This is a genomic window from Thioclava sp. DLFJ5-1, from assembly GCF_002020115.1.
Lineage (GTDB): Bacteria > Pseudomonadota > Alphaproteobacteria > Rhodobacterales > Rhodobacteraceae > Thioclava > Thioclava sediminum.
In genome coordinates, this window is sequence record NZ_MPZU01000001.1 from 735781 (window position 1) to 753195 (window position 17415).

Below are 17415 nucleotides of genomic sequence, written 5' to 3' on the forward strand. Positions count from 1 at the left end.
GGTCACAGAATCGCTCTGCCCCGTCTTGCCCCCTTGCTGACACGGCGCGTGACGAAACGGAACCGCACGTCAGTGTGCGGAACCAGTTTCGGCATACGAGTGCATACAAACAGTGTCGCCGCAGCGCAGCGCCCTTGCCCTTTGCGAGCCAAAGGGCTACTCCACCTGCGATCTATTTTCCAATCCATCCACCCGGAGGACCAAATGGCCAGACCCAAGATCGCCCTTATCGGCGCCGGCCAGATCGGCGGCACGCTCGCCCATCTCGCCGCCATCAAGGAACTCGGTGACGTCGTTCTGTTCGATATCGCCGAAGGTACGCCGCAGGGCAAAGCGCTCGACATCGCGGAATCGGGCCCGTCCGAGGGCTTCGACGGCTCCTTCAAGGGGACCAACGATTACGCCGGTATCGCGGGCGCGGATGTCTGCATCGTGACGGCTGGCGTTCCGCGCAAGCCGGGCATGAGCCGCGACGATCTGCTGGGCATCAACCTCAAGGTCATGAAATCGGTCGGTGAAGGCATCGCTGCCCACGCACCGGACGCGTTCGTGATCTGCATCACCAACCCGCTCGACGCGATGGTCTGGGCGCTGCAGCAATTCTCGGGCCTGCCGGCAGAGAAAGTCGTCGGCATGGCGGGCGTTCTGGACTCGGCACGTTTCCGTCACTTCCTGTCGCTGGAATTCGGCGTCTCGATGCGTGACGTGAACGCCTTCGTGCTCGGCGGCCACGGCGACACCATGGTGCCGCTCGCACGCTACTCGACCGTCGGTGGCATCCCGCTGCCCGACCTCGTGCAGATGGGCTGGACCACGCAGGAGAAGCTCGACGCGATCATCCAGCGCACCCGTGACGGTGGCGCAGAGATCGTGGGCCTGCTGAAGACCGGTTCGGCCTTCTACGCTCCGGCCACCTCGGCGATCGAGATGGCGGAAGCCTACCTGAAAGACCAAAAGCGCGTTCTGCCCTGCGCGGCTTACGTCAAAGGTGCGCTCGGCCTCGACGGTCTCTATGTCGGCGTGCCGACCGTGATCGGCGCCAAAGGCATCGAGAAGGTCATCGACATCAAGCTCAACAAGGACGAGCAGGCGATGTTCGACAAGTCGGTCGACGCAGTCAAAGGCCTCGTGGCCGCCTGCAAAGGTATCGACAGCACGCTCGCTTGATCGAAAAACACGACTGATCCAAACTTGGGGCGCGCCTTCGTAGGCGCGCCCTTTGTTTTGGAGAGTGCCATGTGTTCCGCCCGTCTCGTCACGTGCCTTGCCGCCGTGCTCACTTTATCCCCTCTCATCACGCATGCGCAGGACGGGCCGGTGACCGCCAAGATCGCGCGGAGCGAGGCGCCTGCCGCCGATCCGATTTCGGCGCAGATCGGGGCGGAGGGGATCGCGCAGGTGCTGGCCGATCTGCAATCGCGGGGCGCGCTTGACCCGAAGGACCGTTTCGCGCTCGGCGGGCTGGAATTCCTCGCAAGTCTTGAAACGACGATGCGCTGGCAGATGGAAGCGGGCGCTGCCCGTCTGCTGATGCCATTCATCGGAAATGTCCCCGGCGGGCGCGACGCGCCGCGCGAAACCTTCACCGCCGACGCGGTCACGCGCGAAAGCGAGGCACTGATCGCCGGAATGGGCCGCGCGAAGACCGCGCTCGACGGGCTGGCCGATGGGCCGGAATTCGGTCTTGCGATCGACCTGAACGATCTCTGGTTTGACCTGAATGGCGATGGCGCGCGTGACGGGGGCGAGGACGCCGTGTCGCTTTTGCGTGGTGCGTTCATGCCCCGCGCGCCCGAGGCCGAAGCCGGTGCTTCGCGGATCGTGCGCTTCGACAATGCGGATGCGGCCTGGCTGTCGGCCTATACCCATCTGGTCTCGGGCGTGGGCGAGCTGACCCTCGCCTTCGACCCTGAACCGGCCATCGCCCGGGTGATGGACACCTATGCGAAACTCGTGGAAGCGCGCGACAGGGCGACGGGCACCGGGCAAGCCACGTCGCTGGACGGGATGATGATGTTCGGCTTCATCGATCCGGCGGCGGCGGTGCTCGACATGCTCCACCAGCAGCCCGATCCGCAACGCACCCGTGCTGCGCGCGACCATTGGCTGGCGATGATTGCGGATAACCGGCAGTTCTGGGATTTGGCCGAAGCGGAGACCGACAATCAGGCGGAATGGATTCCGAGCGATGCGCAGGATCAGGCGCTTGGCGTGGACTTTCCCGACGGTCTGGGCGAGACGTGGCGGGCGGTGCTGAGCGACGGCGAGGCGCTGCTGACGAGCGAGAAGTCTTTCCCCTTCTGGCGCGTGCCGGTCGGGGTCGATCTGGGGGCGTGGCTGGAAAATCCCGCGCCGCTGCCGCTGACCGGGGTGGTTCAGGGCTGGGCGCTCGATCCTTACTTCACCGACACGCCGATGCTGACGCCCGAGAACTGGACGCGCTTTTCGCGATTGGTTGGCGGGCGCACCGGCATGATGATGTTCACGCTGAACTGACGAGCGGCTCCGGGTCGAAACCGAATTCCGCGCGCAGCCGCGCGATCAGCTCGGCCTCATGGCGAAGCAGCGCGCGATCGAAGGCGGCGGGCGAAAGATCGACTTTGTCGCCGAACAATGCGCGGGTCTCAGTCGCGATCTTCACGTCTGGTCGGATCAGCAGCTCGTGGGCTTCCAGCTCGTCGGCCTCGTAATCGCGCATCCCCTGCACCTCCCACCAGAGGTCCATCAGCTCGGCAGGATCGGCCGCCCGCGCGGCAGCCTCCATGAATTGCGCCTTGCGGGACCCGACATAGGGCACGGGCTGCCCCTGCACCTTGGTCGTCGCGCGGCGCAGCATCTTGAGGAGGAAATGCAACGGCGTCAGCCCGTCGAAATGCATCAGCCGACCGTTATAGCTGGGCCGATAAGGCAGATCGTTTTCTTTGCTGTCCCAGTCTTTGAGCGGGAAGTGCACCCCGATCGCATAGCCGCGCCCGGCCCGCACGACAGGTTTTCCGGCGACATGACCCGCGAGACCCTTCTTTAAAAAGCGCGACCGGAAGCCGTAGAACATCAGCCCGTCGTCCTGAAACCCGTCCCAACGCCGCCGGAACACGCCGCCGAAAATGTCTGGGCCCGGAGTGCGGTCGAGATAGCAGCGCTCATCGACCTCCAACCGCAGCCACGCCTTCTGGTCGCCCGTCTTCGCCAGCTCCCATTCGAGCGGGCGCGCGAGGCTCACGAATTCATCCGCGTCGCAATGGATCAGCCAATCGAGCCGTGTTTCGGCCAGCGCACGGGTCGCATTGTATTTCTGGCGGCCCTGATGGCGCGCGGGGCGTTTCTTGCGCCAACTGCGCGCCCAGTCATCATCGCCGGAATGGTGAATGAACGCGCCGTCAACCGGGTCAAGGAGCGCCTCGGCTTCGGGGTTCGGGCGGTCGAAGAAGACGTGGACCTCGCTCGCGCCAATGCTCAGATGATGCGCGACATAGGCGGCTACCAGCGCTGCGGGCTCGTCCACCGTCGCCACCACGCCCCAGCGCGGCATATCTTGCCCTTGCGTCATCTAAATCCGATTCCTGCCGATGCCTTCTGCGCAGATAGGGTCAATTGACCGAGTCGTGCCAGTGCTCCCATGCCACAGCGCAGCATTTTCCGATTTGTGATCACACCTTTCCGCGCTGTGATCACGTATGTCGCTTTTTCCGGGCGAGTGGGGCAGAATGTCGCGATTTCGGTTTGTCCGCCCCGCTTAACAGCCTAGAACCCCCTCAAATCGCACCAGCATGGGGTATCCAAGGATGAATATCCACGAATATCAGGCCAAACAGCTTCTCAAGAGCTATGGCGCACCGGTCTCGGACGGCCGTGTCGTCCTCAAGGCCGAAGAAGCGAAGACCGCAGCCAGCGAACTCGATGGTCCGCTCTGGGTCGTCAAGGCGCAGATCCACGCCGGCGGTCGCGGCAAGGGCCACTTCAAGGAAGCCGAAGCCGGCGAAAAGGGCGGTGTCCGCCTCGCCAAATCGGTCGAAGAGGCTGAAACGCTCGCCAAGCAGATGCTCGGCAAGACGCTCGTGACGCACCAGACCGGCCCGGCGGGCAAGCAGGTCAACCGCATCTACATCGAAGACGGTTCGGACATCGAGCGCGAGCTGTATCTCGCGCTGCTCGTCGACCGCGTGACCTCGCGCGTCTCGATCGTCGCCTCGACCGAAGGCGGCATGGACATCGAGGAAGTCGCGGCGAACACGCCCGAGAAAATCCTGTCCTTCTCGATCGACCCGGCCACCGGCTACCAGCCGTTCCACGGCCGCCGCGTCGCCTTCTCGCTCGGCCTCGAAGGCCCGCAGGTGAAGCAGATGGTCGGCCTTCTCGGCAAGCTCTACCAAGCCTTCATTGAGAAGGACATGGAGATGCTCGAGATCAACCCGCTGATCGTCATGACCGACGGCAACCTCAAGGTTCTCGACGCCAAGCTCGGCTTCGACGGCAACGCCGTCTACCGTCACTCGGACATCGCCGCGCTGCGCGACGAGACCGAAGAAGACAGCAAAGAGCTCGAAGCGTCGAAATACGACCTCAACTACATCGCGCTCGACGGTGAGATCGGCTGCATGGTGAACGGCGCTGGCCTCGCAATGGCCACGATGGACATCATCAAGCTCTACGGTGCGGAGCCCGCGAACTTCCTCGACGTTGGCGGTGGCGCCACGAAAGAGAAAGTGACCGAAGCGTTCAAGATCATCACCTCGGACAAGAACGTCAAAGGGATCCTCGTGAACATCTTCGGCGGCATCATGCGCTGCGACATCATCGCCGAAGGCGTGATCGCTGCGGTGAAGGAAGTCGGCCTCGAAGTGCCGCTGGTCGTCCGTCTCGAGGGCACCAACGTCGAAAAAGGCAAGGAAATCATCGCGAATTCCGGCCTGAACGTCATCGCCGCCGACAACCTGTCGGATGGCGCAGAAAAAATCGTCAAAGCGGTGAAAGGCTAAGAATCATGGCAGTTCTCGTCAACGAAAACACCAAGGTCATCTGCCAGGGCTTCACCGGCTCGCAGGGCACCTTCCACTCCGAGCAGGCAATCGCGTACGGCACCAAGATGGTCGGCGGCGTGACGCCCGGCAAAGGCGGCCAAGAGCATCTCGGCCTGCCGGTCTTCAACTCGGTCCACGAGGCGAAAGCCAAGACCGAAGCGAACGCCTCGGTGATCTACGTTCCGCCGCCTTTCGCGGCTGACTCGATCCTCGAAGCGATCGACGCGGAAATGGAGCTGATCGTCTGCATCACCGAGGGGATCCCGGTCCTCGACATGATGAAGGTCAAGCGCGCGCTGATCGACAGCAAGTCGCGTCTGATCGGCCCGAACTGCCCCGGTGTCATCACGCCCGACGCCTGCAAGATCGGCATCATGCCCGGCCACATCCACAAGCGTGGCTCGGTCGGCGTCGTGTCGCGCTCGGGCACGCTGACCTATGAGGCGGTCAAGCAGACCACCGATATGGGTCTGGGCCAGTCCTCGGCCGTCGGCATCGGCGGTGACCCGATCAAGGGCACCGAGCATATCGACGTGCTCGACATGTTCCTCGACGATCCGGAAACGGAATCGATCATCATGATCGGTGAGATCGGTGGCTCTGCGGAAGAAGAAGCCGCGGAATTCCTCGCCGAGCAGAAGAAAAAAGGCCGCTGGAAGCCGACCGCCGGCTTCATCGCTGGCCGCACGGCCCCTCCCGGCCGCCGCATGGGCCACGCCGGCGCGATCGTCGCGGGCGGCAAAGGCGATGCGGAATCGAAGATCGAAGCCATGAAATCGGCCGGTATCGTCGTCGCAGACAGCCCCGCCACGCTGGGCGAAGCTGTGATGAAAGCGATCAAGGGCGAATAAGCCCCATTGAGACAGGCGGGGTCGCGGCGCACGCGGCCCTGCATCCTGACCAAGGAAAGGACCGGACCCATGTCGCTGCGGATCGCACGGCGCGCCTCCCTCCCCGTTTCGGGGACGGTCGCATGCGCCCTGCTTGAAAGCAGCGACGGGGGCCGGTCTTTTTTTGCGGCTGAGCGCGTAGCGCGCGGCGCATGGCGCGTCGCCAATCGTACCGGGAAGCCCGCCCGTAAAGGCCTCGCTCTGGTCGCGGGCGTCCGCTCACCGGTCGCAGTTCAGACTGCGCGCATCCCTGCCCTGCATGGAAGTCCTGACATCAGCACCTACATCACTGACCCAGAAGGCAATATGCCCGGGACTGCAGGTGCCGGTTTCGGAGTATCCGTGATGGCCCCGCGCGCGAAGGAAAGGACCCTACATCATGTCCCGTTCCACCCCTGTATCCGTCGCGAGGGCGTTCGCGCGCCGCGCGACCCCGCCACCACACGCGCCCAGCGTTTAACCAACCGTTCAATGGGCCGCTGATAGACGTTCGAGTTCCAAAGATCCCTGTTTCACCGACCGAAGGTGAGGAAAATGACCGACCAATCCCCCAACGACCAGTTCAATGCCTCGCAGTTCCTGCAAGGCGCGAATGCTGAATATGTCGAGCAGCTCTACGCCAAGTTCGCCGAAGATCCGTCTTCGGTCGATACCGCATGGGCTGCCTTCTTCGCCTCGCTCGGTGACCCCGATCAGGACGTGAAGAAATCCGCCGAAGGCGCAAGCTGGGAGCGTCGCGACTGGCCGCCGGTAGTCGCCGACGACCTGACCGCCGCGCTGACCGGCGAATGGCCCGCCGCCCCCGCCGAGGGCAAGGCTGCTGGCGACAAGATCAAGAAGAAGGCCGCCGAGGCTGGCGTTCCGGTCGATGAGGCCGCGGTCAAACGCGCCGTGCTGGATTCGATCCGCGCGCTGATGATCATCCGCGCCTACCGTATCCGTGGCCACCTCGCCGCCGATCTCGACCCGCTGAACATGCGCGAAACCGGTCAGCATCCGGAGCTCGACCCGAAGAGCTACGGCTTCACCGATGCCGACATGGATCGTCCGATCTTCATCGACAACGTGCTCGGCCTCGAGATCGCCTCGATGCGCCAGATCATGGATATCGTGAAGCGCACCTATTGCGGCACCTTCGCGCTGCAATACATGCACATCTCCGATCCCGAGCAATCGGCCTGGCTGAAAGAGCGTATCGAAGGCTACGGCAAGGAAATCACCTTCACCAAGACCGGCCGCCGCGCGATCCTCAACAAGCTCGTCGAGGCGGAAGGGTTCGAGAAGTTCCTGCACGTCAAATACATGGGCACCAAGCGGTTCGGCCTCGATGGCGGCGAAGCGCTGATCCCCGCGATGGAGCAGATCATCAAGCGGGGCGGTCAGCTCGGCCTGCAAGAGGTCGTGGTCGGCATGCCCCACCGCGGTCGTCTCTCGGTCCTCGCCAACGTGCTGCAAAAGCCCTATCGCGCGATCTTCCACGAATTCCAGGGCGGCTCGTTCAAGCCCGAGGACGTGGACGGCTCGGGCGATGTGAAATACCACCTCGGTGCTTCCGCCGACCGTGAGTTCGACGGCAACAAGGTCCACCTGTCGCTGACCGCAAACCCCTCGCACCTCGAAGCGGTGAACCCGGTCGCGCTCGGCAAGGTCCGCGCCAAGCAGGACCAGCTGGCCGACCGTTCGGACCGCTCCAAGGTTGTCTCGGTGCTGCTGCACGGGGATGCGGCCTTCGCCGGTCAGGGCGTCGTGGCCGAGTGCTTCCAGCTCTCGGGCATTCGCGGCCACCGCACGGGCGGCACAATCCACCTCGTCGTGAACAACCAGATCGGCTTCACGACCGCGCCGCACTTCTCGCGCACCTCGCCCTACCCGACCGATCTCGCACTGATGGTGGAAGCTCCGATCTTCCACGTGAACGGCGACGATCCGGAGGCCGTCGTGCACGCAGCCCGCGTCGCGACCGAGTTCCGCCAGAAGTTCCACAAGGACGTGGTCATCGACATCTTCTGCTACCGCCGCTTCGGTCACAACGAAGGCGACGAGCCGATGTTCACCAACCCGGTGATGTACAAGTCGATCAAGACCCACAAGACCACGCTGCAGCTCTACACCGAGCGTCTCGTGGCTGACGGCCTGATCCCCGAGGGCGAGATCGAGGATATGAAAGCCTCGTTCCAGTCGCATCTCAACGAGGAGTTCGAAGCCGGCAAGGTCTTCAAGCCGAACAAGGCCGACTGGCTCGATGGTCGCTGGTCCGGCATGGAGCAGGAAAAGAGTGAATACGAGCGCGGCACCACCGCGATCGCGCCCGAGACCTTCGAAGAGGTCGGCAAGGCGCTCGTGACCGCGCCCGAGAAATTCGCGCTGCACAAGACGGTCGGGCGTCTGCTCGACAACAAGAAGCAGATGCTCGAGACCGGCAAGGGCTTCGACTGGGCGACCGCCGAGGCACTGGCCTTCGGCTCGCTCCTGACCGAGGGCTACCCGGTCCGTCTGTCGGGTCAGGATGCCACCCGCGGCACCTTCTCGCAGCGCCACTCGGCGCTGGTCAATCAGGACAACGAAGACCGCTACTACCCGCTGAACAACATCCGTGAGGGTCAGGCCCGCTACGAGGTGATCGACTCGATGCTCAGCGAATACGCGGTGCTCGGGTTCGAATACGGCTACTCGCTGGCGGAACCGAAGGCGCTGACGCTCTGGGAAGCGCAGTTCGGCGATTTCGCCAACGGCGCGCAGATCATGTTCGACCAGTTCATCAACTCGGGCGAGCGGAAATGGCTGCGCATGTCGGGCCTCGTCTGCCTGCTGCCGCACGGTTTCGAAGGTCAGGGCCCCGAGCACAGCTCGGCCCGTCTGGAGCGCTTCCTGCAGCTGTCGGCGGAAGATAACTGGATCGTCGCGAACTGCACGACGCCGGCGAACTACTTCCACATCCTGCGCCGCCAGATCCACCGTGACTTCCGCAAGCCGCTTATCCTGATGACGCCGAAATCGCTTCTGCGTCACCCCAAGGCGGTCTCGACCACGGAAGACTTCACCACCGGGTCCAGCTTCCACCGCGTGCTGTGGGACGACGCCCAGCGCGGCAACTCGGAAATGGAGCTGAAGTCCGACGACAAGATCAAGCGCGTCGTTATGTGCTCGGGCAAGGTCTATTACGACCTGCTGGCACAGCGCGACGAACGCGGGCTCGACGATGTCTACCTGCTGCGTCTGGAACAGTTCTACCCGTTCCCCGCGCAGGCGGTCACCAAAGAGCTGACCCGCTTCAAGAATGCCGAGATCGTCTGGTGCCAAGAGGAGCCGAAGAACCAAGGCGCTTGGTTCTTCGTCGAGCCCTATATCGAATGGGTCCTCGCCAAGATCGACGCGAAACATGCCCGTGCGCGCTATGCAGGCCGTGCAGCTTCCGCCTCGCCCGCGACGGGTCTGGCAAGCCGCCACAAGGCCGAGCAAGACGCGCTCGTCAACGATGCACTGGAGGGTTGAATAGATGTCCACTGAAGTCCGCGTTCCCACGCTCGGCGAGAGCGTCACGGAAGCTACCGTCGCCACCTGGTTCAAGAAGCCCGGCGACACGGTGGCCGCCGATGAGATGCTCTGCGAGCTCGAAACCGACAAGGTGACCGTCGAAGTGCCGAGCCCCGCGGCCGGCACGCTCGGCGAGATCGTGGCCGCCGAAGGCGAGACCGTCGGCGTCGATGCGCTTCTCGCGACGATCGAAGAGGCCGGCGCCAGCCCCGCGCCGAAGAAGAAAGACGACAAACCGGCGGAAAAACCCGCCCAACAGCCCCAATCGAATGAGGGAAAAATGACCGACGTGATGGTGCCCAGCCTTGGTGAATCGGTCACCGAGGCAACTGTGTCGACGTGGTTCAAGAAGGTTGGCGACAAGGTCGCGGCCGACGAGATGCTCTGCGAGCTGGAAACCGACAAGGTCTCCGTCGAAGTGCCGTCTCCTGCGGCTGGCGTTCTCAAGGAGATCGTCGCCGAAGAGGGCACGACCGTCGATGCCTCGGCCAAGCTGGCGGTGATCGCTGAAGGCGAATCCGGTGGCGCCTCCGACAGTGCCCCCGCGAAGGAAGAGGCCAAATCCGAAGCCCCCGCCGAGAGCGGCAGCAAGGGCGGCAAGGATGTCGAGGATGCACCCTCGGCCAAGAAGCTGATGGCCGAGAAGGGCATCGACCCGGCCTCCGTTCAGGGGTCTGGCAAGGACGGCCGGATCATGAAGGAAGACGTGGCCAAGGCCGAAAACGCGCCGAAGCAGGCGTCGGTCAACGTCGCCTCGACGCCCTCGCAGGCGCCGCGCGGCCCGGTCAATGCCGATGACGCGTCGCGCGAAGAGCGCGTGAAGATGACCCGCCTGCGTGCGACCATCGCCAAGCGCCTCAAGGATTCGCAGAACACCGCCGCGATGCTGACCACCTATAACGAGGTGGACATGTCGGGCGTGATGAACCTGCGCAACGAGTACAAGGACCTGTTCAACAAGAAGCACGGCGTGAAGCTCGGCTTCATGTCCTTCTTCGTGAAGGCCTGCTGCCACGCGCTCAAAGAGGTCCCGGAAGTCAACGCCGAGATCGACGGTAACGAGGTCGTCTACAAGAACTACGTCCACATGGGCGTGGCCGTGGGCACCCCGAACGGGCTCGTCGTTCCGGTCGTGCGCGATGCTGACCAGATGAGCTTCGCGTCGATCGAGAAGACGATCGCCGAGATGGGCACCCGCGCCCGTGACGGCAAACTCTCTATGGCCGAGATGCAGGGCGGTTCGTTCACCATCTCGAACGGCGGCGTCTACGGCTCGCTGATGTCCTCGCCGATCCTCAACCCGCCGCAATCGGGTATCCTCGGCATGCACAAGATCCAGGAACGTCCGATGGTCGAGAACGGCCAGATCGTCATCAAGCCGATGATGTATCTCGCACTCAGCTACGACCACCGCATCGTCGACGGCAAAGGCGCCGTGACCTTCCTCGTGCGCGTCAAGGAAGCGCTGGAAGATCCGCGCCGCCTGCTGATGGACCTGTAAGACCGGGACGAAGGCGGCAGCCCCCTGCCCCTTCCTCTTGATCCAAATATCCTCGGGGGGTCCGGGGGGCAGACAGCCCTCCGGTCCGCCCTCTCCACCGGGAGCGACCCATGACCCCCGAACTCACCGTGCTCATCCTCGCGATCCTGCTCCATCTGGGGCTGATGATCGCCTATTCGGTCAAAGCGAATACGGAACTCGGCACGAAATACCCCGTCTCTCCGCGCGACAGGACGCCGCCGCCGATCTCGACCCTGCTCGGCCGGATTCAGCGCGCGATGAACAACTCCTTCGAGGGGCTGATCCTCTTTGCCCCCGTCGCGCTGGTCATCGGCCTGACCGGGCAGTCGAGCGCCGCCACTGCGGCCTTCGCCTGGATCTTTCTGATCGCGCGGGTTCTCTACATTCCGTCCTATCTGCTGGGCTGGGTGCCGTGGCGCTCGCTCATCTGGGGCTTTTCCTTCTTCGCAATTCTGGCGCTGGCGATTGCCGCGCTGATCTGACCTCCCGGCGCGAGGCCCCCTCGCGCCCCAATCCAAGGAGCAAGAACAATGGCTGACTATGATGTGATCGTGATCGGCGGCGGCCCGGGCGGCTATGTCTGCGCCATCCGCTGCGCCCAGCTGGGCCTGAAAACCGCCTGTGTCGAAGGCCGTGACAGCCTCGGCGGCACCTGCCTCAACGTGGGCTGCATCCCCTCCAAGGCGCTGCTGCATGCCACGCATCAGCTGCACGAAGCCGAGCATAACTTCGCCAAGATGGGCCTGAAGGGCAAATCGCCTTCGGTCGATTGGAAGCAAATGCTGACCTACAAGCAGGAAGTCATCGACGGCAACACCAAGGGCATCGAGTTCCTGTTCAAGAAGAACAAGATCGACTGGCTCAAGGGCTGGGGCTCGATCCCGGAAGCCGGCAAGGTGAAAGTGGGCGAGGACGTCCATAACGCCAAGAGCATCGTGATCGCCACCGGCTCCGAGCCCTCCTCGCTGCCGGGCATCGAGATCGACGAGAAAACCGTCGTGACCTCGACCGGCGCGCTGTCGCTGAACAAGATCCCGAAGTCGATGGTCGTCATCGGTGCGGGCGTCATCGGTCTGGAAATGGGTTCGGTCTATGCCCGTCTCGGCGCGGATGTGACCGTCGTGGAATATCTCGACGCGATTACCCCCGGCATGGACGGCGAGGTCTCCAAGAACTTCCAGAAGATCCTGTCCAAGCAGGGCCTGAAATTCGTCATGGGCGCCGCCGTGCAGGGCGTCGACGTGAAGAACGGCAAGGCCACGGTGAACTACCAGCTGCGCAAGGATGAGAGCAACGCCTCGATCGAAGCCGAGACCGTTCTCGTCGCGACCGGCCGCAAGCCCTATACCGATGGTCTGGGCCTCGAAGGCGTCGGCGTCGAGATGCTGCCGCGCGGTCAGGTGAAGACCGACGCGCATTGGCAGACCTCGGCCAAGGGCATCTACGCCATCGGCGACGCGGTCACCGGCCCGATGCTCGCCCACAAGGCAGAGGACGAGGGCATGGCCGTCGCCGAAGTCATCGCGGGCAAGCATGGTCACGTGAACTACGAAGTGATCCCGAGCGTGATCTACACCACCCCGGAAGTCGCCTCGGTGGGCCAGACCGAAGAGGCGCTCAAGCAGGACGGTCGCGCCTACAAGGTCGGCAAGTTCTCCTTCATGGGCAATGGCCGCGCCAAGGCGGTGTTCCAGTCGGACGGCTTCGTGAAGCTGATCGCGGACAAGGAAACCGACCGCATCCTCGGCTGCCACATCATCGGCCCCGGCGCGGGCGACCTGATCCACGAAATCTGCGTGGCGATGGAATTCGGCGCCTCGGCGCAGGACGTGGCGCTGACCTGCCACGCCCACCCGACCTTCTCCGAAGCCGTGCGCGAAGCCGCGCTCGCCTGCGGCGACGGCGCGATCCACGCCTGATCGGCCGAGGTCCGAGCGAAATGCGAAAGGGCGCCCCGCGGGGCGCCCTTTTTCGTTTGCGAGGTATCGCGATGAGATCCGCTGAAGTTCCTCGCCTGTCGCGCGCACTTGCTTAGCCTCCGGGGGGTGCTAACCTTCCCGGACTTTATCTCATTGCCGCATTTTCCGAATGACCCGCAAATTTTTCGTCAACCTGGCGCTCTCCATCGCGATCGGCCTGCCCGTCGGCTACCTCCTGCGAGACGGCTATGCGCGTACCGTTTACGATCCGGCGCACGCCATGCTCAGCATGTTCGAGGAGCGTTGCCTTCCGATGCTGACAGGCGAAAGCGCCGACATCTCAGGCCTGATCGATGTCCCTATGACGATCCACCACCATGAATACGTCGATCCGAAAAGCCATCTCTCCCTGCTCACCAACAAGGGGGCTTGCTCGATTTCGGATAGCTTCGCGCCGCTTGATGACGCGAATGTCCAGACCTTGGTCATGCAGTTGCGTGAAAGAATTCCGAAGCTCGTCGGGCTGCCGGAGAGCGACGATATAGCTCCGGTCGGGGACGTTGCGGTGGGCTGGATGAAAGGAGAGCGGCTCTCGCCCGAACGGTGGGGCGTCTCAATGATCCAGTTCGGTGCGGGAGGCCTACGTCTGTCGCTTCACCTGCCCCCGAAAGCTCACCCCTCGCCGTGATCCGCGGCCGCGTCCATCTTGGCGGCGAATTCACGGCGCAGTTCGCGGCGCAGTTCAGCGGCGCGCCAGCGGTGGCGTTCCTCTGCCGTCTCCGCCTCCAGCTTCGGCACCGCGGCGGGTTTACCGTCGTCATCCACCGCGACCATTGTGAAATAGCAGCTATTGGTGTGACGCCGCGTGCCGGCCGTGATGTTCTCGGCCTCGACGCGGATGCCGATCTCCATCGAGGTGCGGCCCGTGTGGTTCACGCTGGCGCGGAAGGTGACCAGTTCGCCCACATTGATCGGCTGCTGGAAGGTCACCTGATCGACCGACAGGGTCACCGCGTAGCGCTGCGAGTAGCGCGAGGCGAGCGAGAAGGCGACCCGGTCGAGCCAGTTCAGCAGCGCGCCGCCATGCACCTTGCCCGAGAAATTCGCCTGATCCGGCGTCATCAGCACGGTCATCACGAGGCGCTTGCGGTCCTCGAAGCTCAGCGTTTCGGTCATGTTTTTTCCTCGTTGCCCCGCGCCATATGCGCGAAAGCCTCCCGTGGGGTCAATCCGCGCGGTGCGCATAGCTTACTTGCGCGGCTTGGCCCGCAAGGTCGGATCGGCCTCGCGCGGGTCTTCCGGCCACGGGTGTTTGGGGTAGCGACCGCGCATATCCTTGCGCACATCGGCGTAAGAGCCCTCCCAGAAACCGGGCAGGTCCATCGTCACCTGAATGGGTTTGTGGCCGGGCGACAGCAGCGTGATCCGCAGCGGCAGGTGTTTCGGGCCGACCGTGGGATGGGCGGTGACGCCGAACATCTCCTGCAGGCGGATCTCGATCCCCGGCGCCTCGCCCGCGTAGTCGATCGGCACACGACGGCCCAGAGGGGTCTCGAAATGCGCAGGAGCGAGCCGGTCCACCAGCTGCATCTGCTCCCAGTCGAGCGCGGCGCGCAGCGGATCGGTCAGGTCCAGCTTGCGCAGATCGGCCTCGGTCCGCACCTTGCCGAGATAGGGCAGCAGCCAGTCCTCGGCCCTCTCCAACAGCCCCTCATCCGAGAAATCCGGCAGATCGGCCCCCTGCCCGCGCAACAGCTCCACCCGCGCCTGAAGGCGGCGTGCGGCGGGCGTCATCGGCAGCCCGATCTGGCGCAGCCCGGCCAGTGCCCCGCGGGCCAATGCCTCGCGCGGGGCGTCCTTCCAGACGCGATCGTCCAGCACCAGCGCCCCGAACCGTTCGTGCTTGCGCGCGATCACCCGGCCCTCGCGTCTGGACCAGTCGCAGACATCGTGCCATGCGATCTGATCGGCGAAGAGGCGGCGGACCTCGGCTTCGGAGATCGCGATGCCTTGGCGCACTTTCGCCTCGCGCGGATCGCCGTCGAGATCGCTCACCACAATCAGGCGTTGCGCGCCCAGCGGATCGCCCTCGGCCACCACCGCGCCCTTACCGCCAGACAGCACGTAGCGCGGCGCATCGCCCTTGCGACGCAGGCCCACGCGGTCAGGGTAAGCGAGCGCGAGTTGCTCGGCGGGCGAATAGGTCTCGCGCGTGTCGGGGGCGAGGCGGGCCAGCCGCTTCGCCTCGGAGCGGATACGCTCGATCGTGCCGCGATGCGGCGTGTAGGGGTGGTTCGCCTCGAAACGCTTCGGGTCGCGGATGGCGCTGAGGCGCAGGGTCAGATCGGCGGGTGCGCCGCGCAGCGGGTCGCGTTCGGCCAGAAGGGCCGCAAGGGGGGCAGCATCGGGGCCAGCGGTCAACAGCATATGGCCGAGGCGCGGATGCAACGGCAGTTTGGCGAGCTTGCGCCCGTGTTCGGTGATCAGACCTGATTTCAGCGCGCCGAGTTCCTCGAGCAGAGCGCGCGCCTCCGCCATCGCGGGTGCGGGCGGCGGGGTAAGGAAGGCCAGATCGCCGCCTTCCGTTCCCCAGACCGCGAGTTCCAGCGCGAGGCCGGTGAGGTCGGCTACCTCGATCTCGGGCGGGGCGAAGGAGGGCAGCGCGCCTTCCGCGCCCTTGGTCCAGAGCCGGTAGCAGATGCCTTCCGTCACGCGGCCCGCGCGGCCCCGGCGCTGCTCGGCCTCGGCGCGCGAGACGGGTTCGGTCACAAGCCGCGCCATGCCCGAACTTGGGTCGAAGCGCGCGCGGCGGGCGCGGCCGCCGTCGATCACGACGCGGATGTCTTCGATGGTCAGCGAGGTTTCCGCGATGGCGGTGGCCAGCACCAGCTTGCGACCCGAGGGCGCGGGCGCGATGGCAGCGCGTTGGGCTGCGAATTCCATCGCGCCGAACAGCGGGCGGATCGCTATATCGGCGGGCAAGCGGCCCTTCAGCAGAGCTTCGACGCGGCGAATCTCGCCTTCACCCGGCAGGAAGGCCAGAAGGCTCCCGTCGGTGGCCTCCGCGGCCTCCCCGATAAGTCCAGCCATCGCGGCCTCGAACCGCATCGAGCTGTCGACCGGACGGTCCAGCCAGCGCGTCTCCACCGGATAGGCCCGGCCCTCGGACACCACGATCGGCGCATCCTCTAGAAGCGCCGCCACCGGCTCGGCATCGAGCGTGGCCGACATCACGACCAGCGCCAGATCGGGCCTGAGCGCGCCGCGCACCTCCCATGCCAGCGCCAGCCCCAGATCGGCGTTGAGCGAGCGTTCGTGGAATTCGTCGAAGATCACGCAGCCGATGCCAGTCAGTTCCGGGTCGGATTGCAGAACGCGGGTCAGGATGCCTTCGGTCACCACCTCGATCCGGGTGGATTTCGAGACCTTCGCCTCGCCCCGGATGCGGTAGCCGACCGTCTCGCCGACCTTTTCGCCCAAAGAGTCCGCCATGCGCTCGGCGGCAGCGCGCGCGGCCAGACGGCGCGGCTCCAGCATCACGATCCGGCCCTCGATTTGATCCAGCAGCGCAAGCGGCACGCGGGTCGTCTTGCCTGCGCCCGGCGGCGCCATCAGCACCGCGCGGCCATGGGCAGACAGCGCCGCACGGAGATCGGGCAGCACCACGTCGATCGGAAGAGAGAGGCGGTCTGTGTTCACCCGCCCCTTATTGCCGAGTGAGGCGACCTTTTCCATAGAGCGTGTCGGTCTCGATCTTGTCGACCTGCAAACCGCCCTTCGGGCTCGGCTCGTAATAGAGGGTGAAGGCGAAGCGGCTCTTTTCCTTCATGTCCTTTTCCGTGAACCCTTCGAGCCTGCGATATTCGCCCGAACAGACGAGGTTCTTGCCATAGGGCTTCGGATCGAACAGGCGCACCTGCGAGCGCCGCGCGCCGTCATACATCTTCACGTCGAGTTTGCAGGCCTCGTCGCGCGGCACATCGCGCAGAACCGCATAGAGCGCAGTTAGCGGATCGACCGTGCCGCCTTGTTTCGCGGGATCGACATCGCGGGGCTTGGGCTTGCGCGGCGGCTGCTGGCTGACGGAAACGGGGGTGCCGTTATTGTAGATGATCTGGTGCTTCGACTTGCGCCCCGGCGCGTCGTCCACCTCGGAATATTTCATCGGGGTGAAGTTCTCGCCGTCATGAAGCCCCGAGACGCTGGCCGAGAACTTGATCTTGCGCAGCAGCCCCACGAGGCCCGCCGTCTGCAGCACACCGTTCGCGCCATAGGCGCCATCGGTGATCTTGCCGTTGATCGCCAGCTCGCCCGCGCGGATGCCTTTGAGCACCACGTCGAAGACGATCTTGTCGCTTTGCTCGGCGCGCGCGGGCGCTGCGCCAAGGGGCGCGATCACCAGCGCCGCTGTCAGCGCAGCGGTCAAGGCGCGGGGCAAACGGTTCGAAAGAGATGTCATTGGCATCCTCGTGTCAGGAATTTCCCATTGGGTCTGGACATAGGTCGCAGGGTGCAGGCAAGTAACCGTTAAG

At 64.5% G+C, this 17415-nt stretch carries 13 protein-coding genes; 9 read left to right on the forward strand and 4 right to left on the reverse strand.

What is annotated here, in order from left to right; translation table 11 throughout:
- Positions 1 to 204 precede the first annotated feature (204 nt).
- Both mdh and BMI86_RS03570 read left to right on the forward strand, forming a co-directional pair.
- Positions 205 to 1167 (forward strand): malate dehydrogenase, encoded by a 963-nt coding sequence (mdh, locus tag BMI86_RS03565; protein ID WP_078539780.1) that lies wholly within the window; start codon positions 205 to 207, stop codon positions 1165 to 1167.
- A gap of 69 nt (positions 1168 to 1236) precedes the next feature.
- On the forward strand, positions 1237 to 2496 hold the full coding sequence (locus BMI86_RS03570) for a hypothetical protein (RefSeq protein ID WP_143594672.1): 1260 nt from the start codon (positions 1237 to 1239) through the stop codon (positions 2494 to 2496).
- Here the strand turns inward: BMI86_RS03570 and BMI86_RS03575 are convergent.
- The gene (locus BMI86_RS03575) at positions 2483 to 3547 is read right to left on the reverse strand and encodes a glycosyltransferase family 2 protein (protein WP_078539782.1); all 1065 of its coding nucleotides are present in this window, start codon (positions 3545 to 3547) and stop codon (positions 2483 to 2485) included. The two genes, BMI86_RS03570 and BMI86_RS03575, sit on opposite strands and share 14 nt — an antisense overlap.
- Before the next feature lie 235 nt (positions 3548 to 3782).
- On the opposite strand from BMI86_RS03575, the gene sucC reads away from it, so the two are divergent.
- The 7 genes from sucC (at position 3783) to BMI86_RS03610 (ending at position 13571) form a co-directional block, all read left to right on the forward strand.
- The gene (gene sucC / locus BMI86_RS03580) at positions 3783 to 4976 is read left to right on the forward strand and encodes an ADP-forming succinate--CoA ligase subunit beta (RefSeq protein ID WP_078539783.1); all 1194 of its coding nucleotides are present in this window, start codon (positions 3783 to 3785) and stop codon (positions 4974 to 4976) included.
- A 5-nt stretch (positions 4977 to 4981) separates the two neighbouring features.
- On the forward strand, positions 4982 to 5869 hold the full coding sequence (gene sucD / locus BMI86_RS03585; RefSeq protein ID WP_075776193.1) for a succinate--CoA ligase subunit alpha: 888 nt from the start codon (positions 4982 to 4984) through the stop codon (positions 5867 to 5869).
- A 573-nt stretch (positions 5870 to 6442) separates the two neighbouring features.
- Positions 6443 to 9400 carry a 2-oxoglutarate dehydrogenase E1 component gene (locus BMI86_RS03590; RefSeq protein ID WP_078539784.1) on the forward strand — a complete coding sequence of 986 codons (2958 nt, stop codon included), beginning with the start codon at positions 6443 to 6445 and terminating at the stop codon, positions 9398 to 9400.
- 4 nt (positions 9401 to 9404) lie between these two features.
- Positions 9405 to 10943: a 2-oxoglutarate dehydrogenase complex dihydrolipoyllysine-residue succinyltransferase gene (gene odhB / locus BMI86_RS03595; protein ID WP_078539785.1), complete on the forward strand. Its 1539-nt coding sequence runs from the start codon at positions 9405 to 9407 to the stop codon at positions 10941 to 10943.
- Positions 10944 to 11053: 110 nt separating this feature from the next.
- Positions 11054 to 11446, forward strand: coding sequence for an MAPEG family protein (locus tag BMI86_RS03600; protein ID WP_078539786.1), 393 nt, complete (start codon positions 11054 to 11056; stop codon positions 11444 to 11446).
- A 48-nt stretch (positions 11447 to 11494) separates the two neighbouring features.
- On the forward strand, positions 11495 to 12883 hold the full coding sequence (gene lpdA, locus BMI86_RS03605; RefSeq protein ID WP_078539787.1) for a dihydrolipoyl dehydrogenase: 1389 nt from the start codon (positions 11495 to 11497) through the stop codon (positions 12881 to 12883).
- A 169-nt stretch (positions 12884 to 13052) separates the two neighbouring features.
- On the forward strand, positions 13053 to 13571 hold the full coding sequence (locus BMI86_RS03610; protein ID WP_078539788.1) for a hypothetical protein: 519 nt from the start codon (positions 13053 to 13055) through the stop codon (positions 13569 to 13571).
- On the opposite strand, the gene BMI86_RS03615 is transcribed toward BMI86_RS03610, so the two are convergent.
- From BMI86_RS03615 to BMI86_RS03625, 3 genes are all read right to left on the reverse strand, one after another.
- On the reverse strand, positions 13556 to 14059 hold the full coding sequence (locus BMI86_RS03615) for an acyl-CoA thioesterase (protein ID WP_078539789.1): 504 nt from the start codon (positions 14057 to 14059) through the stop codon (positions 13556 to 13558). The genes BMI86_RS03610 and BMI86_RS03615 overlap by 16 nt on opposite strands.
- A gap of 72 nt (positions 14060 to 14131) precedes the next feature.
- Entirely contained in the window at positions 14132 to 16582 is a 2451-nt protein-coding gene (gene hrpB, locus BMI86_RS03620) for an ATP-dependent helicase HrpB (RefSeq protein ID WP_246831617.1), read from the reverse strand.
- Between the two features lie 7 nt (positions 16583 to 16589).
- Positions 16590 to 17342 carry a DUF3108 domain-containing protein gene (locus BMI86_RS03625; protein ID WP_078539791.1) on the reverse strand — a complete coding sequence of 251 codons (753 nt, stop codon included), beginning with the start codon at positions 17340 to 17342 and terminating at the stop codon, positions 16590 to 16592.
- Positions 17343 to 17415: the final 73 nt, after the last annotated feature.